Raw genomic sequence first — 21,356 nt, forward strand, 5'->3', positions numbered from 1 at the left:
ATGATCGTTACAGTCGAATGGTTACATGAACATATACAAGATGAGCATGTTCGTATTATCGATTGTCGTTTTGACTTAGCAAATCCGAATTGGGGAAGAGAGCAATATAATGAGGCACATATTTCAGGTGCACTCTATTTTGATTTAGATAAAGATTTATCAAGTCCGGTTACACAACATGGCGGACGTCACCCGCTTCCAAATATAGAAGCGTTTGTACAAAAACTTTCACAAGCTGGGATTGATGAACATACAACAGTTGTGGCATATGATAGTCAAGGAGGAGCAATGGCCTCTCGTCTCTGGTGGCTCTTAACGTACCTTGGACATGACAAAGTATATGTGTTAAATGGTGGCTTCCCAGAATGGAAGGAGCAAAAGGTCGAAGTAACGAATGATATACCAGTTTTTGCACCTAAGACGTTTGTTCCAACTCTGCAGCATGATATTGTCGTAACAATGGAAGAATTACAAGAGAAAATTAATAAACAGGCAAATATAACACTTATTGATTCGCGAGAACCAAAGCGATACGCAGGATTAGAAGAACCAGTTGATAAAGTGGCCGGTCACATTCCAACTGCACAAAATTATTTTTGGAAAGACGGCGTAACTGATTTTGGTGCTTTTAAGGGACAGGACGCACAAGAAGAGCGTTTTATCGATCTTGATAAAAAGAAAGAAACAATTGTATATTGCGGATCAGGTGTAACGGCATGCCCGAACGTATTAGCGTTAAAAATGGCTGGTTTTACAAATGTAAAATTATATGCGGGCAGCTGGAGTGATTGGATTTCTTATCCTGAAAATCCAATTGCGAAAGAAAAACAGTAGCCTATTGCACCTCAAAAAGTTTTGTATTACAATAGGATCACAAGCAAGAAATACTTTAATAACAATATATTTTACACATTGCGAACAATGTGATAAGATAACGACAAATAAATAAAACATCCTGCGGTGTGCGTAACTTATTTATGTCTAAAACCGATGTTAGTTTTACGGAAGTTCGATATTTAGAGGCCAACATCAAGCCTTTCTTTGAGAAGGAAGATGAACGGTAACTGTGAGAACATCCACCTGCGAGTAGCGGGTTTTTGGACATTTACGAGGGACGGCACGTGCGGGGGTTCTATTTATCCTTATGATTAATAATTAATGCCTACGATGTACGTAGCTTGTGTATGTCTTAAACCAATGAGAGTAATACGGAAGTTCAATATTTAAATGTAGCCATCATGCCATCTTTTTAAGAAGGAAGATGAAAGCATTTTTGAGAGCATCCACCTGCGAGAGCGGGTTTATGGACATCTAGAAGAGAACGGCATATGTGGGACTATATAAAAAACTTACGTTTTATACGTAAGTTTTTTTGTTTTGAGAAGCCTTTTTGCCAGCACGCTGGAAATCATTTAAGTTTCGTTGTGTGGAAACAATAAAAAATATTAGAAATAAAATGAAACTCCTACTGATGAGAGCTTTACTTTATCATATCTGGCGATTCATCCCCCACCTCAAGCGCGAAGCGGTAGGTGGGGGGAGTGCAATGTTATCTGCATTCACCTGTAAATTCTCCATAATAAACATAGCACTTTCGGTCTTCATCAATCTCCCTTGAGTTTAAGGTGAATTCCATCAATATTCCATCCCTTTGAACGTACAAAATATCTGAATGTAGATACGTTAAGAGTTCCTCATGATTCCATACATCTTTACTTTCTATCAAAATCGAATTTGCTCCTTGTAGTTCTCTAATCTCAAAACCTATATGGGAATATGTGGTTTCTGAAGAATCATCGAAGAATTTTTCTCTTTTGACATATAATACTGCAGTTCCGTCAGGATCCATCGCGGTCGCTGTTACGACATACGTATCTCCTTCTTTAATGAAATACTCACAAGTCATCCTTGCGACGGTTTCAGAGATAGGAATATTCGCATAGTTCCATAAGGCAGGATATTGTTTAGCTTCATCATTGAGTCGATATTCTAACCGCAATCGTAATCCCTCTTCCTTTTTCTTCTAATTTATCATGAATTCTTTTATAATAAAAATATAATATATAAAGGGGTGTGGGAAGGTGACAAAAACCAAATGGTTAGTAACAGGTGTTCTTACATCTTTAATGACCGGCACTTTAGCTGGCTGTACAAAAGATCTCCCTCCAAAACCAAATGATAAGAGCTGTTCCGATTGGGATTGGGATGATGAACTTGGCGTGTGGCGATGTGATGACAATCATTCAAGTTATCATGGGCATTATTATTACGGTGGTAAATATTATCAAAATAAATCAACTTTCAAAAATTCATCTGAATTTAAGTCCTATCAAGCTTCTTCTAATTTTAAAGGAGGAATTGGAAGCGGTTCAAAGGGCGGATTCGGAGGTTAAGTCATGTCGTTTTACATAAAGGAACGAAGTCAATTTTATTCAAGGTTCCCACATTTTTGGTCTGACTTATACGGGAGTGAGTATAGCCTTTTTCATGTTTTTGAAATAACAGAACAAACTATGAGGCATTTGCAATTAGCAACAGAACGAATGGGAAAAGTATTTTTTAAGACTGCTAGCCTTCTTCGGAACTTATCGGATGCTCAGCTTCTTGAACTTGGTTTTCCATCTTCAAGTCTGCCTTTTATCAGAATGAAATCTCTGTTTCCTGAATCTATTATTTCACGGTTTGATTTTGCTTTGATGAATGGTGGTATCAAAATGCTTGAGTTTAATAGTGATACCCCTACTTTTATCATGGAATGCTTTCAAATGAATGGACAGGTATGCAAAGAATTAGACTATCATGACCCAAACGAGAATCAGGAACGTCTTCTTTCTTCTGGTATCACAAAAGCTGTAATGGAGGCTGCTAAAGGAATGGAAATGCCAAACGTTGTCTTCACAGCCCATCATGAACATATAGAAGATTGGAATACTACTGCGTATTTGAGTCAGCTATGTCAGGTTAAAAACAAAATGGTGTCAATGTCAGAACTCAGAATTACTGACGATGCTTTGGTCGACAGAGACGGTGTGCCTATTGATATTTTGTATCGTCAAACATATCCTATTGAAGATTTGGTTGAGGACCGGGATCCTAATACCGGTGATTTTGTGGGGATTGAGTTACTGCAACTTGTAAAGGAAGGAAAGCTCTTTATTATAAATCCTGTTTCATCCTTTCTACTTCAGCCGAAATCGATTCAATGCCTGATTTGGGGATTAGCTGAGATAGGCGTTTTTTATACAAATGAGGAACGACAATGGATTAAGGAATATATGCTTCCTACTTACTTAGAACCAGATTTATTTTTAGGAAAAAGTTCTTTTGTTCAAAAACCTTCGTTCGGTAGAGAGGGTAACACGGTTATAATTCGTGACAAAGACACGAATATTGTGATTCAAAATTCATATCAAACGTATAAAAAAGAACTTCCTGTATTTCAAAAGTATATAAAGCTTCCGATTGTTTCCCTTGAGACTGAAAAAGGGAACGAGGAGTTGTCGTATGTGTTTGGATCGTTTTTAATTGCTGGAAAACCAAGTAGTATTGGTATACGGGCCGGTGGAAAAATTACGGGGAATGAATCTTATTATTTACCTGTAGGGATAAAAAAGGGGGATTATAAATAATGAACTTTTTACTTTATTTAGTGGTTTCACTCGGCCTTTTATGTATTGGTCTTTTTCTTATGGAATTGACAACAAAAGTGAAGGAATTTTCGTTAATGGCTAAAGGGAATAGAGCAGCAAGCTATGCACTTGGAGGGAGACTTCTTGGTCTTGCCATCGTCTTGTATTCGACTGCTGCCCATTCTATTTCACTTATGGATATGGTTTTATGGGGAGCGATTGGGATTTTAGCGCAGATTGTTGTATTTTATTTAGCCGAATGGTGCACACCGCGTTTTAATATCAATCAAAGCATTGAAGAAGATAACCAGGCCGTCGGACTTTTCCTTATGTTTTTATCAATTTCCATCGGAATCGTGATTGCTGGGTGTTTAACATATTGAAAAACACGTTGTAGAAAAGCATGGAGATGTTGAAGTGTATCTTCTTCAGGATTGTCACCTTGAGAAAAAAAGCATACAAAATCTTAAACAATTAGTATTAGAATAAGAGTGTTCCTGGCCTAAATCACTTTCTAGGAAATACTTATTGTAATAAGGAAAAGTTTGAATTCAAAGTATTGACATCTATTTTAAATAAGAGTAACATTTTCTATGTAATTAAATATGTCTCTGTTAGGTGAGGCTCCTGTATAGAGAGATGCTACTGCCCAAAAATGTCGAGAGACGCCAATGGGTCAACAGGAATGATCGAATTAAGGTCTTTCTTAATGTAGCTGGTGAAGAACCTATGCTATACAGTGCTAAAGCTCGGCGAGGGAGAGGTGCGATTGTTTTTAATATAAGCTACTATAATGTAGTTTTATTAAACTTCGCTTATTTGCGTACGTTCAGACCTTTACTCGTTTCCGGGTAAAGGTCTTTTTAGTAAGGTTATATTTTGTAAGAATATACATAATAAAAAAATTATGAGGAGGTGAGGAGCAATGTCAGCTTCGGACTCGGTTCCGTTACCCATATATTTCAAAAAAAGAATGCGTTATGTAGGTAGGAAGCGAATTGTTCCTCCCCCTATATCTGTAAATAGATAAGTCGAGAAACAATAAGTTTCTTCCTGCGTACGCCAAGGAGGAGACGGACGATGTTATATGTAAATAAACGAGATGGAATGATAGACAACGTAACTCACAAAGGGAAAGAAATTTTACAGAAAAACAATGAAATGTTAGTGGAAGTTGCGATTCGAGATGTGAAATCGGTATATGCTTATTTTAAAACAACAAGAAATGGTCTTTCCGTGAAAGAAGCAAAAAAACGTATCGCGCAATATGGGAAAAATGAACGATATGCAAATAAAAAAATCATGCTGGCTTATATCATGATGAAGTTGATTGAAAAAGTAAGTCTGTTTGAAAAGGAAACGAATCAAACGAGTGCAACAACATCAAAAACAGTTGCTGTTTTAAGAGTAGTAAATGATAAAGCAAATGGAGTAGATACAGATTCTGAAATGATGAATATTCCTGTAGAAGAATTGGTTCCAGGTGATGTAATTTGTCTTTCCGCAGGTGATACTGTACCAGCTGATGCCCGCATTATTTACGCGAAAGATTTATTAGTAAATGAATCTCCTTTAACAGGAAAAGAAATGCTTGTAGAAAAATATGAAAGTTGTTATCATATCGAAAAAAAGCGATTTATGCCGTTAAAACGCATAAAAGATTACAATCCACTTTATCTTGAGAATTTATGCTACAAAAGCACCCATATTGTTAATGGAACAGCAAAGGCAGTTGTTGTTTCAACTGGAAATAATACGTATGTAGAACTATTACATCAATATTGTAAGTAATCTTTATAGATGCTAAATGGAGTAAATCATTGTATAATAAAAAGTACAATCATCATTGATTATTTATAACCTTGCGTCATGACGTGAGGTTTTTATTTTTGTCATTAGGAGAGGAATTATGAAAAAAGTATTATTAGTAGATGGTATGGCACTATTATTTCGTGCTTTTTATGCAACAAGTGTCTACGGACAATTTATGAAAAGACAAGATGGTACTCCGACAAACGGGATTCATGGTTATATGAAGCATTTATTAACAGCGTCTGGGACAATTGAGCCGACTCATATTGTAACGTGCTGGGATATGGGGAGTACAACTTTTCGAACAGAAGCGTTTTCAAACTATAAGGCGAATCGCGGGGCACCGCCAGAAGAATTAATTCCACAATTCGATTTAGTGCAAGAAATGACTGCGCATTTATCTATTCCAGTCATTGGTATGAAAGGATATGAAGCTGATGACTGTATTGGAACATTAGCAAAAGCGTATCAAAATGAAGCAGAAGTGTTTATTTTAACGGGTGATACAGATTTGCTGCAGCTTGTTGATACAAATATTACAGTTATGCTCCTTCGCAAAGGAATTGGAAACTATGAATATTACACGCCTGAAAAAATTATCGAAGAAAAAGGTGTACAGCCGTGGCAAATTGTTCACGCAAAGGCATTTATGGGTGATTCAAGTGACAATTATCCAGGAGTAAAGGGCATTGGTGAAAAGACAGCATATAAGCTCATTCAAGAGCACGGAACAGTTACAGCTGTTTTAGAAAATATTACACTATTAACGAAAACACAGCGTACAAAAATTGAAAATGACTTAGACAATTTGCATATGTCATTACAACTTGCACAAATTCATTGTGAAGTGCCAATTTCTTGTGAATTAGAAGAAGCTCTTCACACAATTGATATAGAGAAAATACGATTCGTTTGTGACCAAATGAATTGGGGCAGACCTGAAATGTTTGTAAATATGTTATAAAGTGAAACTTCTATCAGCGAGGGTTTTTCTTCATCGCTCACTGATGGAAAGCCCGCCAAAAAGTAGCGGGATAAAAAGTGGTTCTTGAAAAGGATTTATTTTAGAATATAGATAACGCCCAATCAAACTATACATTTGATTGGGCGTTATTATTTATGTTTAAAACATTTCAATTAGATATGGTTTCTACCATATCTAATTTTTTTGGATTGATTGTAAAGGTAGTAAACAAACTGTTGGAAGAGTTATGTTTCAATCGCAAAGCTATACACATATTGATTCATGAAAAAATATACATAGTTTTCATTTAAAATTCAAATGGATTTCACACAAATCTTTTATTATTACACAATACAGATAATTAATTATCTTTTATATAAATGAAATCTTTCATATCAATCAAGGAGGAAATTAAGTATGCGAAAAAAAATAAGAAAATCCTTTAAACAATTACTAATAGAAAATAAACAATTATTATTGAATGATAAGGAGAACATAAGAGAAATTGAAGAAAAAATTGAAAAACGACATGTATCATATGGAGCGGTGAGTAACTGAGTAAAGGAAAGTTTTTGATCAGGAAAATCCACATAATAAAGAGTTAATCTATAAATCTTGGATATACATTCAAATGAAAGCAGTGCAACTTAAGGTGTTGCTAATTCGAAAGTCCTTTCAGTGATAATCTGAAAGGACTTTGTTTATCTAACTTATTATTGGAAAGGATGTTAAAAAAACTTTATTTGTGGTCGATTTCTTGTAAATGAGTGAGTAAACGACTATGAATACGTAACAAAGTTTGAATATCTTCTTGTGGCATTTTTTCTAATGCAATCATCATTGCACGATAAGAGGATGAATTTTCGATAGATTTTTTTGCGATTTCTTTTCCTTCAGAAGTGACGTTTAATTTGAGTTCTCTTCGATCTTCTTGAGATTGTGCTCTTTCTACCAATCCGAGCTGAAAGAGTCCCTCTACACTTACACTTACTGTACTTTTAGGTAAAGACAGCATTTCTACTACTGCTTTTAAAGTAAGGTCTGGTTTTGTATAAATAGTGTTTAAAATCCCCATTTGAGATACCGTCAATCCTAAGCTAGCAGCATTTTGTTGGGTGAATGAAACAATTGTTTTTTGAATCTCTAAAAATGATTGCATGATTTTTGTGGTTGTATGTAAATCGTTATTCGCCATTGCTAATCCTTCTTCCTATGTATTTAGTTCATTTTTGAACAGTTCAATATTAAACTAAATGAAATGAATAATCAAAGAATTTTATTTTTTATCCTGCTATTCGCGGGCGGTCATACCCTCGTCTTAAGATTATGAGGGATCAGAAGAAGATAGCTACTTGATTGGTTCAACTAACCATTGGTGGGGGAAACCGCTAATAGAAGTTTCACTTTATTTTTCAGAAAAACAGGAGATTCTACAGCAGTTTTCAAAGAAAATTCATTCTCATAACGCTCGAAAACATGTATGATAGAGAGTGGAGAATTTTTCAAATTAGGTGGGGACATCATGCAAACAGTTCAAGATTACCTTTCATTCTTACATACAAAAGGATTTAAATTATCAGAGGAAGCACAAGGATTTATTATGTTTGGTCAAGGATATACAGGTTCATCTGATAGAATTGTGAATGTGGCGATTGAAGCGACGATTAAGCATCAATTACAGTTTGATGGTAGTTACTTTATTGCTTTGTTAGAACGATTAAATGAAGAGAAAATTACCGATAAAAAAAGCGCGATGGCTTTTATGCGGAAGTTACAAACATAACTTCATGCAGCCTGCGCTTCTTTTTTTTGTTTATTTGGGAGTTCCACAAAGATCATTCCTAAGAAAATGCAAATGCATCCGATGATAGCTGATACTGACAATTGTTCATTCGCAACAAGAACACCTGTGATTGCAGCAAAGACTGGCTCCATTGCGAAAATAATGGCAACGCGGGTCGGTGACGTGTACTTTTGTGCTGTTGTCTGAATAAAGAATGCAAGAGAAGTAGCAAATAGCGATGTTAGCAATAATGCAAACAAAAATGAGCGATTCGTCCATAATGATAGCGAAAATAATTTCTCCCAATCTTCAAACAAAAACGCACAAATAGAAGAGAAGAGTCCAACTGCTAATATTTGTGTTGTACTTAATAATAGCGGAGACACCTTTTTTGAAAAGAATCCATTTACAAGTATGTGAGCAGCAAATGCTACAGCGCAACCTAAGATAAGTAGGTCTCCTATATTCAATTGAAAAGAATCTCCAGCTGTTAATAAGAACAATCCAATTGTAGCTACTGTAATTCCGAGTACAATAAATATATTCGCTTTTTGCTTTAAAAAGATAAACGATAAAACAGGTACCATGACAATACTAAGCCCTGTTAAAAATCCTGCTTTAGAAGAAGTTGTATATAATAAGCCGAATGTTTGTAACAAGTAACCAATAAATAAAAAGAATCCGACTATGATACCAGCGGAGCTACTATACCTTGCACGTTTAATAGGTATTTTTTTTATAGAAATGAGCTGAATAACCAGTAAAATAAGTCCAGCTAATAAGAAACGTACAGCATTAAAAGAAAATGGACCGACAAATGACATAGCATTTTGAACGACAACAAACGTAGCTCCCCAAATAAAGGCAACGAACAACAATGCGAGAGGAGCAATCCACTCTTTTTTCAATACACTACCCCCGTTCATTTTTTAAAATTGCTTTTCGCGCTAATTCATCTGCTACTTTATTTTGACTGCTTGGAATCCACTTCATAAAAAAGAGATCAAATTGCTGGGTCATTTGCAATGCTTCTTCTAAAAGTGGTGCATATAAGGGATTCTTCGCATATTGTTTTTCAACAGCTTGTTCTACAAGCTGAGAATCTGTTCGAAACGATACAATTTTATAATTATGTTCGGTGCAATATTTTAATGCAGCAAGTAATGCGTGATACTCAGCTTCATGATTGCTCATAACTCCAAGTGGAACAGAAAGCTGCACAGGCGGTTGAATACCTTTGATAAAAACCCCAGCGCCAGAAGGACCAGGGTTTCCTTTTGATGCACCATCAATGTACACTTCAATCAAATTGAAAACCTCCGATTAACCGATTGTAATGCTATAGCGGCATGTAAATGTTTCATTCGCTTTTAACATTTGAATTCCTTTTTTTTCTGTAAAGTCTTTTACGGGCTCTACTTCATCAGCAATGCCATACCAAGGTTCAATACATAGAAACGGTGCGCCGTCTCCAGGTGTCCACACACCCACAAATGGAAATCCTTCAAATGCTACTTTAATAAATTTATTATGTTTGTGAGAGCGGATGGCAATTTCGTTTTTGTTCATGTTTTCAAAAATAAGCGCATCGTTTTTAAATAAATCGTATGTAAGTGGAAGTTTGGTTGTTTCTTCTGCTACTATGAGTTTATTTTTAGAAAGAAATGGTCCTTCTAATACGCTTGTTTCTAAGTGCTCTAGAGTGCTGAAAGATAAGTAGTAATCTGTGAAAGATTCATTTGATAGTAAAGGACAATTAAAACCAGGGTGTCCTCCAATTGAAAAATACATTTCTTTTGTGTTTGGATTGATTACTTCATATGTTACGTATACAGATGTTTCATGTAATTCATAAGAAACGAGTAATTCAAATGCAAACGGATAGTTTTGTAATGTTTCTTCATTACTCGTTACTACGTATGTAATTTTTGATTCACTTTGTTCTTTTATTGTAAATGTTAGATCGCGAGCAAATCCATGCTGTGTTAACGAATAAGATTTTCCATCAACATAATATGTATTATCTACTAATCTTCCGACGATTGGGAATAAAATGGGAGCACGTCGTCCCCAATACTTTGAATCCCCTTGCCACATATATTCTGTACGATCTTCTTTTAAGCGAATGCTTTGTAATTCTGCACCTTTTTCAGAAATAGAAACGATCATTTTTTCATTTTGAATCGTTGCTGTCATGAACAAACCCTCCTAAATCTTTCATGTTTTTTATTATACGTCCTATAAAAAGAAAAGGATAGTTTATCCCGCATTAACGGGCAGTAATACTCCCACCTCAACATTCGGTGAAAGCATTGTCCAGCTCTAGCGGCTAGAATCTCCGGTCGTTTCGCCCCCTCGGACGAGGCAAAAAGCGCCTCTCTGTCGGGGGCTCCAACGCCCTGCAATTCTGAACGAGCCGCTGCCGCTTTTCTAAAGAAGTTAGATGGGAGATAAACTGCCCGTAAAAGTCCGATTGGTTCAACTAATAATCAGTGGGGGATGAAGAAAACCCCCACTGATTAAAGTTTCATTTTATGACTATCCCTTTGTAATTCAGATCATTTGATACATCTTCTGCCATATTGACTTGAATTCAAATTATAAATATAATGTAATTTTGTTCATTTATATATTCACGTGGTTCGTAACCATCCCACGTAAAAAAACTAAGGAGATTATACAATGAAAATTAAGACACTTGTTGGTAACGGGATTTTAGCAGCTTTATATATTGCCGTTTCCATGCTTATTCAGCCTTTTGGTTTTACGAATATTCAATTTCGTATTTCGGAAATGTTCAATCATCTTGTTGTGTTCAATAAAAAGTATATTTATGGGATTGTGTTAGGCGTATTTTTAACAAACCTCTTTTTCTCACCAATGATTGCATATGATCTTGTATTTGGGGTGGGGCAATCTATTATTGCCTTACTTTGTACAATTGTTTCTATGCGTTTTATAAAAGGGATATGGGCGCGTATGATTTTTAATATTGTTGTCTTTACGGTTACAATGTTCCTTATTGCGATTGAACTACATCTTGCATTCGACTTACCATTTTTGTTTACATGGCTAACATGTGCAATTGGTGAATTTGTTGTAATGGCTATTGGAGCACCTGTTATGTATTTTATTAATAAACGAGTGCAGTTTGAAAAATTTGTGTAAGATGGATAAGAGAGTTGTTCACTTAATAGTGACAACTCTTATTTCTTTTCCTCAATTTATATTTGCAGGAGTTTCATTTTATCCCGCTATTTTGGGGCAGTAAGACCCTCATCTCAAGACTCAGAGAGAAGCGAAGAAGATAGGTGGGGGATAACTGCTGGCATGCGCCCGATTGGTTCAACTAACCATCAGCGGGGGATGAAAAAAACCACTGATGGAAGTTTCACTTTATCGTGCAGAGATGTGATGTATTCGGAATAGAATACTGTGCTCATAGACAAAATATTATAAAATGAACATGTAATATTTGGTAGTGTATTGATTTTGTATGTAAAAGGGGGAGCAAAATGAAATATAAAATAACTTGGTTATATCGAACAAAACATGGTTTAGAGACCAAACTTGAAACAGATTACCTTCGTTTAGAAGAGACGATGCAGTTTGCAGTAGACTTTGAAAAAACAGGGAGAGCGAAAGAACTGTTGTTTTATGATGAAATGGGGACGGAGTGGACGTTAAAAGAAGTTAAGAAATTGAGTAAACAAGTTGAAGAAGAGCCGCAAGATCTCTTATTGTATTTCGATGGAGGGTACGATATTGAGAAGAAAGAAGCGGGCGTGGGAGTGAGTATTTATTATAAGAAGCAGGGAAAAACGTATCGAATTCGTCGCAATGCTTACATAGAAGGAATTGATGATAATAATGAAGCGGAATATGCTGCGTTATTATACGGAATGAATGTGCTAGAAGAGCTAGGAGTTAAGTATGAATCCGTTATACTTCGCGGTGATTCTCAAGTGGTGCTCCAGCAATTAGCAGGTGAATGGCCATGTTATGAGGAACATTTAATCCATTATTTAGATCAAGTCGAACAAAAAGCAAAACAGATGAGAATAAAATTGATATGTGAACCTGTTTCTAGAAAACAGAATAAAGAAGCTCATCAATTGGCAACGCAAGCACTTGAAGGAACGGATATTGATAGTCATAAAGAAATAACAGAGTAGGGGTGTGAAGGAGTGGATCGTAAGCAGCTTATTACGGAAGTGAATGATTTATTAGAAACATATTGCGATGGCTGCTTTTTACAGCAGCATTTTCGAAAAGAACATAGTAAATATTATGCCCACTCCTTTTGCATTCGGCAATGCACAATAGGAGCAAAGCTAAAGGAGTATGGAAACCGATTATCTTGAACGATTCCCTATTTACTTTGTTGAGATAGGGAATTTTATACGATTATATGTAGAAAGCTTACAGTAGTTTTTATCCTGCTATTTTGGGGCAGTAAGACCCCCACCTCAAGATTTAGAGAGAAACGAGGAAGATAGGTGGGGGATGAAAAAACACTGATGGAAGTTTCACTTTATAGTTCGTTACGTACATAAATAGAAACATCCAGAGAATCCCCCTGGATGTTTTTTAATGCTTTGCTTCTTGTAATTGATGCTCGCATTTCTCTAATTTTTCTTCTTGATCTAATAAAAATGGTGTATCTAAATCTGTTGCTACTTCTTTCATTGTTTCCAGCTGAAGGCGAGCTGATTCAACCGCATTTGTAGCATGCTGCAATGATTCAGGATCCATTGTGACCGTCGCGGAGCCAACCATTTTTTGAGCAGTTTCTACGCGGAATTTTACTTCTTCAAAATCGTTTACAGGTAAACCCATTGTTTTCTCCTCCTTTATTTTCTCATTTCACATAGTTTTCGCTCTGAGAAAAAGAAATATACAGAGGAATAAACAAAGGAGGTTACCGATGGATAACCTCCTGTCATATGTTGAATTAAAGTTTTACTACGTTAGCAGCTTGAGGTCCGCGGTTTCCTTCAACGATTTCGAAAGAAACTTCATGACCTTCTTCTAGAGATTTGTAGCCTTCTCCTTGAATTGCACTGAAGTGTACGAATACATCGTCTGCACCCTCAACTTCGATAAATCCAAAACCTTTTTCGCTGTTAAACCATTTTACTTTACCTTGCATGTTATGATGCCTCCTAAATATGATTACTTTCTCATTTAGTGAATAATACAGAAAACATTCACAAATTCATAAAATTGAATTGTTATATTCTTGAATATTCTGCTAAATAATAACTTAAATATACATGAAATAGGAGATTTTAGTCAAGTAAGCGGTTTTATCTTTTTGTATTTTTAAATAATTTTTTACACTAGCTTTATAAATCATGTATAGGACAAATGCTAATTTTAATAACTTTAAATAAAGGCTGTACATAAAGAGGTGAGAGAATGCATCGGTCTTGTACCCGTAAAAGCCTGATTGGTTAACCATCAGTGGGGGATGAGAAAAGGACGATATACCAACTTGGATATTTACAGTAATTGAAAGCTCTTCTAATGTTGTATTAAATCTAGCGTTACTTTGCAATTTTGGATTATCTTTATGTTTATATACACATATTATACAAGCATTCATATGCTATATAGGACTTCTTATTGTTTTATCTTGGATTTTCAAGTGTAAAACAAGGAATTTTACAATAAAATATGGAATATAAACAGGAAGAGGCAGGAGAATTTCTTTCAGAAATACATTAAATATTGCTTTTTCTGTTCATTTTGAAAGAACATTGCTTCTACACAAAGCATTCGGGTATATTACAGGGGAGCAAGGATTATATTAGTCGTTTGTTACATTCATTTTGTGTATACAGCTTTACAATTGTTCATATAAATTGAAGGGGAGATTTTTATGTATCGAACCATAGTAAATGAAAAAGAAATTATTATTACATTAGCGCCGAAAATTCGAAAGGAAGTAACAGACAGAAATCCATTATACGAGACTGTTCTTCAAACTGCTGAACGATTACTTCAAACAAAACAACCGACATTTGCTGTAAATCATGAAATATTAGGGCTAATTATTGGAGAAGTACAAAGAGGGGAAGTAACAGTTTTTGCAGTGGAACATATTATTCCGAAACAGAATATATTTGGCTCAAGTAATTTTTTCTATCCAAATGGAGAAGCAAGTAAGTTTATAATGGGAATAGAATAGAGAGAAAAGAAAGCGGTCATAACAATACGTTACGGCCGCTTTCTAAGGAGAGGAATATAGGAATGAAGCGAGTTATAAAAGAGTATTTCTTTCAGCATGATATTGTCATAATGATTGGAATTTTAATTGCTTTTATCGTTTTTTTGAACATGCAATTGTTTACATGGATTGCAGCTATTGCAGTCATTGCGGGTATTATCTTTTATACAATTAATGAATATGTAACACATCGTTTTTTATTTCATTTAAAACCGCCAAAGAATCCATTTTTATTAAAAATGTTAAAACGTCTTCATTATGATCATCACGTATATCCGAATGATTTAAAGTTATTATTTTTACCCGTGTGGTATAGTCTTCCTGGATTTACGATATATTTATGCATTGTATACGGTATTACTTCTAGCGTCATGGTGACATTATCATTTGGAATTGGAATGATCTTTATGCTTTTAGTATATGAATGGAAACATTACATTGCTCATCGGCCAATTCGTCCAATGACTCCATATGGAAGGTGGCTAAAGAAGCAACATATACTCCATCATTATAAAAATGAAAATTATTGGTTTGGAGTATCGAATCTATTTTACGATTTTCTATTCAAGACATATAGAGAAGGGAAAGATGTCGAAACGAGTGAAACAGCTCGTAATTTGGAAGGTGAGAAAGCGGTGCAATAAGCACTGTTTTTTTTATTTCAATAAATGTTACGTTAAAAATGGAAAAATATGACGTAATTTGTCTATCGAAAAATCTTTGCTTATAAAAATAGATTGTCTACAATGGGATTAAGTTTCTGAATATTTATAAAATTTAGTAATTAATACATTCATGGGAGGGGATTTTCTATTATTCGTATTGAAAAGAAAGGGGACGATATGAAGTGAAACAAGAAACGTCTGCTCGTAAATTAAATAGCGAAATCAATTACACAGAAGTAGTACGATCTGCTGAATTTCAAAATTTGTTACAAGCAAAGAAAAAATTTATTGTACCGATGAGCATTTTCTTTTTTAGTTTTTTTATTGCCTTGCCTATTTTAACATCGTATTCAAAAGTGCTTAATACACCAGCGGTTGGTGATATTACATGGGCATGGGTGTTTGCATTTGCTCAGTTCGTTATGACGTGGGCCCTATGTATGATTTATAGTAAAAAAGCAGAATCATTTGATCGGTTATCGAATCAAATTCTTGAAAACATAGATAAAGAGAGGGGATAAATATTGAATACAACAGCTTTTACATTGTTTTTAGTAATTGTTCTTGGAACGCTCGTCATTACGTACTACGCATCGAAAAAAACAAAAAATGCAAGCGATTTTTATACAGCAGGCGGTGGATTAACAGGGTGGCAAAACGGTTTGGCGATTGCGGGTGATTACATGTCCGCTGCTTCTTTTCTTGGAATTGCCGGAGCAATAGCATTAACAGGTTTTGATGGGTTCTTTTATAGTATTGGTTTTCTTGTTGCATATTTAGTTGTATTATATCTTGTTGCAGAGCCGCTTCGAAACCTTGGGAAATTTACGTTAGCAGATATGATTGCAGCACGTTTTGATGCAAGAAAAGTACGCGGGATAGCGGCGCTTAATACGATGACAATTTCGATTTTTTATATGATTGCACAGTTAGTTGGGGCAGGAGCACTTATTAAATTATTATTAGGAATTGAATATACAACGGCTGTATTGATTGTTGGGACATTGATGACTGTATATGTTATTTTTGGCGGAATGACAGCAACGAGCTGGGTTCAAATCGTTAAAGCAGTATTATTAATGGCAGGTACATTTATTATTTCTGTTATCGTGTTTGCGAAGTTTAATTTTAGTATTACAGAAATGTTTTCACAAATGAAGACAGCAACACCGCTGAAAGAAGCATTTTTAAATCCTGGTGTAAAGTATAAAGTTGGTTTAGATACTATTTCTTTAAATCTAGGGCTTGTTCTTGGTACTGCAGGATTACCGCATATTCTCGTTCGTTTCTTTACGGTGCGTGATGCCAAAACAGCTCGTCAATCTGTTGTATATGCAACGTGGTTAATCGGAGCTTTTTATATTATGACAATCTTCTTAGGGTTTGGAGCAGCAGCATTTGTTGGGAATAGCGCGATTGTAAAAGCGAATGCTGCTGGAAATATGGCAGCGCCAATGTTAGCAAAAGCGTTAGGTGGAAATCTTTTGTTTGCTTTCGTTTCGGCAGTAGCATTTGCGACAATTTTAGCTGTAGTAGCAGGACTTGTTTTAACAGCCGCGTCAGCGTTTGCTCATGATTTTTATAATGAAATTTTACGCCGCGGAAAAGCGACGGAAAAAGAACAAGTGAAAATGGCGCGCTATGCTTCAGTTGGAGTTGCAGTATTTTCTATTATTTTAGCGTTATTTGCGCAAACATTAAATGTAGCGTTCCTTGTATCGCTTGCGTTTGCTGTTGCGGCGAGTGCAAATTTACCAGTTATTTTATTCACGATATATTGGAAGCGTTTTAATACGACCGGTGCAATTTGTGGTATGCTTGTTGGCTTAACTTCTGCTATTGTCCTCGTTGCGCTGAGCCCGAATGTATGGAATCCGGTGGCTGGAAAAGCAATTTTTGTTGGGGAGCCGTTATTTCCATATACAACACCAGGCATAATCTCCATTCCACTTGGATTTTTAGCTGCCTATTTAGGGACGATTTTATCTAGTAAGAAAGAAGATGCCGCGAAATTTGATGAAATATTAGTAAAGTCGAATACAGGACATGGCATTAGTGACGTATCGGCGCATTAAGAAACAGAGTGCTTTCTGGCTAAAGGAAAGCACTTCTTTTTGTTATTTTACTAAATAACATTTACTAATTTTCTCTTTTGAATTTTTTTATTAGCCGGTAGGATTTACAGCATTTTTGTGGAATGAAAGTTTAGGAAGAGAAAAATTTAAATCATCATGAGGCACCGAACAGCTTTAGATATAAAAAGTTGTAATGGAAGGTGGAATGTATGGTGAAAACGAAGCAATCTGGAGAATTATTAGCAAAAGATGAAAAATACGTATGGCATGGAATGCGTCCGTATAGTCCAAGCAGTACAATGATTGGAACAAAGGCAGAGGGCTGCTGGGTGGAGGATAGTGAAGGAAAACGCTATCTAGATGGAATGAGCGGTCTTTGGTGTGTGAATAGTGGTTATGGAAGAAAAGAACTAGCTGATGCTGCGTATGAACAGTTACAAAAGCTTTCCTATTTTCCAATGTCACAATCACATGAGCCGGCAATTCAATTAGCAGAAAAATTAAATGAATGGCTTGGTGGGGAATACGTTATTTTCTTCTCTAATAGTGGATCAGAGGCAAATGAGACAGCATTTAAAATTGCTCGTCAATATTATGCGTATAAAGGAGAACCGCATCGTTTTAAAGTTATGGCACGCTACCGCGGTTATCATGGAAATACAATGGCAGCAATGGCAGCAACGGGACAAGCACAGCGGAAATATCAATATGAGCCGTTAGCTGCAGGGTTCTTACATGTCACACCGCCAGACTGTTACCGCATGCCAGGAATTGATGCAGAGGATATTTATGATGTGGAATGTGTAAAAGAAATTGATCGCGTGATGACGTGGGAATTGAGTGAAACGATAGCAGCATTTATTATGGAACCAATTATCACAGGCGGAGGTATTTTAATGCCGCCGCAAAATTATATGAAGGCTGTTCATGAAACATGCAAAAAGCATGGGGCACTTCTTATTAGCGATGAGGTCATTTGTGGTTTTGGACGTACAGGAAAACCATTTGGATTCATGCATTATGATGTAAAGCCAGATATTATTACGACGGCAAAAGGAATTACAAGTGGATATTTACCATTGTCCGTAACGGCAGTGAAAAAAGAAATTTATGAGGCGTTTCAAGGGGCGGGAGAATACGAGTTTTTCCGTCATATTAATACATTTGGCGGAAATCCAGCAGCTTGTGCATTAGCACTTAAAAATTTAGAAATTATGGAGAACGAAGGATTGGTTGATCGTTCTGCTCAGATGGGATCTCTTCTATTAGAACAATTAAAAGCAGCGATTGGTGACCATCCATATGTAGGAGATATTCGCGGAAAGGGGTTACTCGTTGGAATTGAACTTGTAAACGATAAAGCGACGAAAGAGCCAATTGATGGGGACAAAATTGCAACGGTGATGAATGCTTGTAAAGAAAAAGGATTACTTATTGGTCGCAACGGTATGACGACAGCTGGTTATAATAATATTTTAGTATTAGCACCGCCGCTTGTAATTTCTAGCGAAGAAATTACGTTTGTTGTAGAAACAGTGAAGGCGGCGATGGAACGTATTTGATAAAAGGTGAAAGCGGGCCAAAAGGACAAGGCTCGCTTTTTAGTTTGCTATTTATTGCAAAGAATACATACATGTATAATATAGTTGCTGCCCGCAATAGCGGGATAAAGTGAAACTGTTGTCAACGGAGCAATAAAAAATGTGATTAGGTTAATCAATTTGAAATGAACGGAGAAATAAATATGTTATTAAATCAACGTTTTACAATTGGCGAAATGGCGAAAATGCATAACATTCCTGAATCGACATTGCGTTATTATGATGAAAAAGGGATCTTTCATCCAGCAATTGTTGATTCACAAACGAATTATCGATACTATACGATTGATCAATTTTCAATGTTGGATACAATTAAATTTTTACGCCAGCTAAATATACCGTTAAAAGAAATTAAACGATATATAGATGAAAGAACGCCAGAATTTGCGTTGGGCTTATTGAAAAAACAGGAAGAGATGTTATTGAAAAAACAAAGGGAAATCGAATATACGTTAGCAAAAATAAAGCATAAAATTCATCTAATGCAAGAAGCTGTACAAACAGACGCTAATAATGTCTTTTTTACAGAACTACCAAAGCGAAAAATTACATCTCTTCCTATTACTCCAAATGTAACGGATGATATGTTTGAGTATTATATTCATTCACTTCAAAAAAATATGAAACAAGTAGATAATAGTTTGTTTTCGGGTGATATAGGCGTTACTGTAGCAAAAGAAGCATTATTACAACATGATTTTCAAGCGTACAATAGCGTATTTATTCTTCTTGATTACATGCCATTTCAAATTGCTACTTCTAATGTAATTGAAGAGGGAATATATGCGTGTGCGTATCATCATGGACCATACGAAGAAACTGGTAAGACTTACAAGAGGCTGCTACTAGCTATTGAGAAGGATGGATATGAAATATGCGGTGATGCAATTGAATTAGCCTTAATTGATTGGTCCGTAACGAGTAACCAAGAAGAGCAAGTGACAGAAATTCAAATCCCTGTGGTGAAAAGAGTAAAATAGTAAGGCTTTTCATTTATTACAAAATATATTTTTTACTTCTCTCTTGACCTTAAAGTAACTTGAAGGTTTAGAATGTGAGCAGAGAGTCGTAAAGGAGAGTTTTGTTATGGAAGCAACTGAGAATCTCAGAGAAAAACCGATTAAAAGTTTATTTATTTCGTATTTAATTCCGGCTGTACTTGGAATGGTACTGATGTCGGTGAATATTATGATTGATGCAGTTATGGTTAGCCGAGGTGTGGGTGCGAATGGTTTGGCAGGAGTGAATGTTGCCGTTCCCGCATTTTCCATCTTTTTCTCAATCTCATTATGGATTGGAATGGGCGGAGCAACAATGTATTCTATCGCTTTAGGAGAAAATAAAGTAGAGCGAGCACGTTCTATTTTCACGCAATCTATGACGGTAGCCGTTGCTATTGTTGGTGTATTAATGATCATTTGTTTATGGAAAATAGAAGATATAGCTTACTTATTTGGAGCAAATGATGTAATTTTACCGTATTCATTAGATTATCTCCATGTATTATTCACATTTGGAATGATATATGTATTAGAGAATATTTTAAGTACATTTATACGAAATGATGGAAATCCGAATTTAGCTATGGCAGGTCTTATTGTCACAGCGGTGTTAAACATTGTATTTAATTATATTTTTATCTTCATTCTTGGCTGGGGTGTGACAGGATCAGCATCTGCTACTATTTTATCTGCAGCAATTGGTTTTCTTGTACTACTGAGTCATTTCTTTAGAAAAAACAGTATTTTAAAATGGACGAAATTACATTTAGAATGGTCGACTGTAAAACAAATTATGATCATTGGTTTTCCAAGTTTCACGACAGAGGTTACGGTAGCAATTGTAACGATTGGTTTTAACATTACTTTTATTCAGTACGCTGGTGAGCAAGGCGTTGCATCATATGCTATGGTAAACAGTATTCATGCCATAACGTTACTTTTATTCTTTGGAGTTGGGGCAGCGCTACAACCTATCGCGAGCTTCCATTATGGTGCAAACTTATCGGAACGGTTGAAAGAAGGGTTACAGCTTGCGGTAAAAACAGCTGTTGTACTTGGTGTTATTGCAACAATTACCGGTTTATTCTTTGGGAAATATCTTATCGGTTTATTTGACATTCAATCTGAAAAATTATTGAATATGACGATAATAGGAATCAGTTTATTCTTCACGCAATACGCATTTTTAGGATATAACATTGTATATGGAGAGTATTTTCAATCCGTAAGACAAACAACAAAATCTGTTTTTATTATATTGAGCCGCGGGTTGCTGCTTATCATACCTCTTCTGTGGATTATGCCGAAGTTGTTTGGTGTAAATGGAATATGGCTTGTAATGCCTGTGGCGGAATTATTAACAGCGTGTGCTGTATTTGCGATGAATCGTTTTTCACATCCAGTTTCTATACGAATGTTGGCAGAGAGACATGTATAATGATGAAATCCCCTTAAACACATTAAGGGGATTTTTTGTTTTGTTATTCATAAACAGAATTTCTACTTCAAAATTCTAAGCATCACTAATAGAAATCTCAGTATGCTCTATGTAAAAAAATTGTATTGTATACGTGATTTTATATTCCTATTTGGA

Annotated in this window: 25 protein-coding genes, 2 other RNA genes and 2 riboswitches; of the genes, 20 read left to right on the plus strand and 7 right to left on the minus strand. The window is 35.6% G+C overall.

Annotation, left to right across the window (positions count from 1 at the left end):
- From NKR74_RS07750 to ssrS (NKR74_RS07760), 3 genes are all read left to right on the plus strand, one after another.
- Positions 1-834: a sulfurtransferase gene (locus NKR74_RS07750; RefSeq protein ID WP_253629138.1), complete on the plus strand. Its 834-nt coding sequence runs from the start codon at positions 1-3 to the stop codon at positions 832-834.
- Between the two features lie 115 nt (positions 835-949).
- Positions 950-1,134: non-coding RNA, 6S RNA (gene ssrS, locus NKR74_RS07755), on the plus strand.
- A gap of 22 nt (positions 1,135-1,156) precedes the next feature.
- Positions 1,157-1,341: non-coding RNA, 6S RNA (gene ssrS, locus NKR74_RS07760), on the plus strand.
- Positions 1,342-1,549: 208 nt separating this feature from the next.
- On the opposite strand, the gene NKR74_RS07765 is transcribed toward ssrS (NKR74_RS07760), so the two are convergent.
- The gene (locus NKR74_RS07765) at positions 1,550-1,999 is read right to left on the minus strand and encodes a hypothetical protein (RefSeq protein ID WP_253629139.1); all 450 of its coding nucleotides are present in this window, start codon (positions 1,997-1,999) and stop codon (positions 1,550-1,552) included.
- An 82-nt stretch (positions 2,000-2,081) separates the two neighbouring features.
- On the opposite strand from NKR74_RS07765, the gene NKR74_RS07770 reads away from it, so the two are divergent.
- The 6 genes from NKR74_RS07770 (at position 2,082) to NKR74_RS07795 (ending at position 6,963) form a co-directional block, all read left to right on the plus strand.
- A complete protein-coding gene (locus NKR74_RS07770) occupies positions 2,082-2,393 on the plus strand; it encodes a hypothetical protein (RefSeq protein ID WP_098309346.1) in 312 nt (103 codons plus the stop codon).
- 3 nt (positions 2,394-2,396) lie between these two features.
- Positions 2,397-3,629, plus strand: a complete 1,233-nt coding sequence (locus tag NKR74_RS07775; protein ID WP_253629140.1) for a glutathionylspermidine synthase family protein — start codon at positions 2,397-2,399, stop codon at positions 3,627-3,629.
- Positions 3,626-4,012, plus strand: coding sequence for a DUF350 domain-containing protein (locus NKR74_RS07780; protein WP_098309344.1), 387 nt, complete (start codon positions 3,626-3,628; stop codon positions 4,010-4,012). The genes NKR74_RS07775 and NKR74_RS07780 overlap by 4 nt, the downstream gene beginning before the upstream one ends.
- 220 nt (positions 4,013-4,232) lie before the next feature.
- Positions 4,233-4,398: riboswitch (M-box (ykoK) riboswitch) on the plus strand.
- Positions 4,399-4,709: 311 nt separating this feature from the next.
- The gene (locus tag NKR74_RS07785; protein ID WP_098309343.1) at positions 4,710-5,420 is read left to right on the plus strand and encodes a P-type ATPase actuator domain-containing protein; all 711 of its coding nucleotides are present in this window, start codon (positions 4,710-4,712) and stop codon (positions 5,418-5,420) included.
- Positions 5,421-5,538: 118 nt separating this feature from the next.
- A complete protein-coding gene (locus tag NKR74_RS07790; protein WP_253629141.1) occupies positions 5,539-6,405 on the plus strand; it encodes a 5'-3' exonuclease in 867 nt (288 codons plus the stop codon).
- Positions 6,406-6,822: 417 nt separating this feature from the next.
- On the plus strand, positions 6,823-6,963 hold the full coding sequence (locus NKR74_RS07795) for an FbpB family small basic protein (RefSeq protein ID WP_098309341.1): 141 nt from the start codon (positions 6,823-6,825) through the stop codon (positions 6,961-6,963).
- A gap of 181 nt (positions 6,964-7,144) precedes the next feature.
- On the opposite strand, the gene NKR74_RS07800 is transcribed toward NKR74_RS07795, so the two are convergent.
- Positions 7,145-7,600: a MarR family winged helix-turn-helix transcriptional regulator gene (locus tag NKR74_RS07800; protein WP_253629142.1), complete on the minus strand. Its 456-nt coding sequence runs from the start codon at positions 7,598-7,600 to the stop codon at positions 7,145-7,147.
- 327 nt (positions 7,601-7,927) lie between these two features.
- Between NKR74_RS07800 and NKR74_RS07805 the strand changes: the two genes are divergently transcribed.
- Complete coding sequence (locus NKR74_RS07805; protein ID WP_253629143.1) at positions 7,928-8,188, plus strand: DUF6123 family protein; 261 nt, start codon at positions 7,928-7,930, stop codon at positions 8,186-8,188.
- A 2-nt stretch (positions 8,189-8,190) separates the two neighbouring features.
- Here the strand turns inward: NKR74_RS07805 and NKR74_RS07810 are convergent, their stop codons facing one another.
- The 3 genes from NKR74_RS07810 to NKR74_RS07820 are packed head-to-tail and all read right to left on the minus strand — an operon-like array spanning position 8,191 to position 10,384.
- On the minus strand, positions 8,191-9,096 hold the full coding sequence (locus NKR74_RS07810; protein ID WP_253629144.1) for a DMT family transporter: 906 nt from the start codon (positions 9,094-9,096) through the stop codon (positions 8,191-8,193).
- A gap of 4 nt (positions 9,097-9,100) precedes the next feature.
- Positions 9,101-9,496, minus strand: coding sequence for a reverse transcriptase-like protein (locus NKR74_RS07815; protein WP_098309337.1), 396 nt, complete (start codon positions 9,494-9,496; stop codon positions 9,101-9,103).
- Between the two features lie 15 nt (positions 9,497-9,511).
- A complete protein-coding gene (locus NKR74_RS07820) occupies positions 9,512-10,384 on the minus strand; it encodes an aldose 1-epimerase family protein (RefSeq protein ID WP_253629145.1) in 873 nt (290 codons plus the stop codon).
- A gap of 435 nt (positions 10,385-10,819) precedes the next feature.
- Positions 10,820-10,864: riboswitch (PreQ1 riboswitch) on the plus strand.
- A gap of 6 nt (positions 10,865-10,870) precedes the next feature.
- Between NKR74_RS07820 and NKR74_RS07825 the strand changes: the two genes are divergently transcribed.
- The 3 genes from NKR74_RS07825 to NKR74_RS07835 all read left to right on the plus strand — a co-directional run bounded on the left by NKR74_RS07825 (position 10,871) and on the right by NKR74_RS07835 (position 12,552).
- Positions 10,871-11,356 carry a QueT transporter family protein gene (locus NKR74_RS07825; protein WP_098310390.1) on the plus strand — a complete coding sequence of 162 codons (486 nt, stop codon included), beginning with the start codon at positions 10,871-10,873 and terminating at the stop codon, positions 11,354-11,356.
- Positions 11,357-11,703: 347 nt separating this feature from the next.
- The gene (locus NKR74_RS07830) at positions 11,704-12,363 is read left to right on the plus strand and encodes a ribonuclease H family protein (protein WP_253629146.1); all 660 of its coding nucleotides are present in this window, start codon (positions 11,704-11,706) and stop codon (positions 12,361-12,363) included.
- A gap of 12 nt (positions 12,364-12,375) precedes the next feature.
- The gene (locus tag NKR74_RS07835; RefSeq protein WP_098310388.1) at positions 12,376-12,552 is read left to right on the plus strand and encodes a zinc-finger domain-containing protein; all 177 of its coding nucleotides are present in this window, start codon (positions 12,376-12,378) and stop codon (positions 12,550-12,552) included.
- Positions 12,553-12,778: 226 nt separating this feature from the next.
- Here the strand turns inward: NKR74_RS07835 and NKR74_RS07840 are convergent, their stop codons facing one another.
- Together NKR74_RS07840 and cspD are read right to left on the minus strand one after the other, a co-directional pair.
- On the minus strand, positions 12,779-13,027 hold the full coding sequence (locus NKR74_RS07840) for a DUF2564 family protein (RefSeq protein WP_098310387.1): 249 nt from the start codon (positions 13,025-13,027) through the stop codon (positions 12,779-12,781).
- A gap of 115 nt (positions 13,028-13,142) precedes the next feature.
- Entirely contained in the window at positions 13,143-13,340 is a 198-nt protein-coding gene (cspD, locus tag NKR74_RS07845; protein ID WP_098310386.1) for a cold-shock protein CspD, read from the minus strand.
- Positions 13,341-14,072: 732 nt separating this feature from the next.
- On the opposite strand from cspD, the gene NKR74_RS07855 reads away from it, so the two are divergent.
- The 7 genes from NKR74_RS07855 (at position 14,073) to NKR74_RS07885 (ending at position 21,200) form a co-directional block, all read left to right on the plus strand.
- Positions 14,073-14,381, plus strand: coding sequence for a cytoplasmic protein (locus NKR74_RS07855; RefSeq protein WP_253629147.1), 309 nt, complete (start codon positions 14,073-14,075; stop codon positions 14,379-14,381).
- A 62-nt stretch (positions 14,382-14,443) separates the two neighbouring features.
- Entirely contained in the window at positions 14,444-15,064 is a 621-nt protein-coding gene (locus NKR74_RS07860; RefSeq protein ID WP_253629148.1) for a sterol desaturase family protein, read from the plus strand.
- 203 nt (positions 15,065-15,267) lie between these two features.
- A complete protein-coding gene (locus NKR74_RS07865) occupies positions 15,268-15,606 on the plus strand; it encodes a DUF485 domain-containing protein (protein WP_253629149.1) in 339 nt (112 codons plus the stop codon).
- 3 nt (positions 15,607-15,609) lie between these two features.
- Complete coding sequence (locus tag NKR74_RS07870) at positions 15,610-17,160, plus strand: solute symporter family protein (protein WP_253629150.1); 1,551 nt, start codon at positions 15,610-15,612, stop codon at positions 17,158-17,160.
- Positions 17,161-17,369: 209 nt separating this feature from the next.
- Positions 17,370-18,722, plus strand: coding sequence for an aspartate aminotransferase family protein (locus NKR74_RS07875; RefSeq protein ID WP_253629151.1), 1,353 nt, complete (start codon positions 17,370-17,372; stop codon positions 18,720-18,722).
- A gap of 182 nt (positions 18,723-18,904) precedes the next feature.
- Positions 18,905-19,741, plus strand: a complete 837-nt coding sequence (locus NKR74_RS07880; RefSeq protein ID WP_098310380.1) for a MerR family transcriptional regulator — start codon at positions 18,905-18,907, stop codon at positions 19,739-19,741.
- Positions 19,742-19,847: 106 nt separating this feature from the next.
- The gene (locus NKR74_RS07885; RefSeq protein WP_253629152.1) at positions 19,848-21,200 is read left to right on the plus strand and encodes an MATE family efflux transporter; all 1,353 of its coding nucleotides are present in this window, start codon (positions 19,848-19,850) and stop codon (positions 21,198-21,200) included.
- The last annotated feature ends 156 nt before the right edge of the window (positions 21,201-21,356 follow it).

It is taken from the genome of Bacillus sp. 3103sda1, from assembly GCF_024159135.1.
GTDB lineage: Bacteria > Bacillota > Bacilli > Bacillales > Bacillaceae_G > Bacillus_A > Bacillus_A rhizoplanae.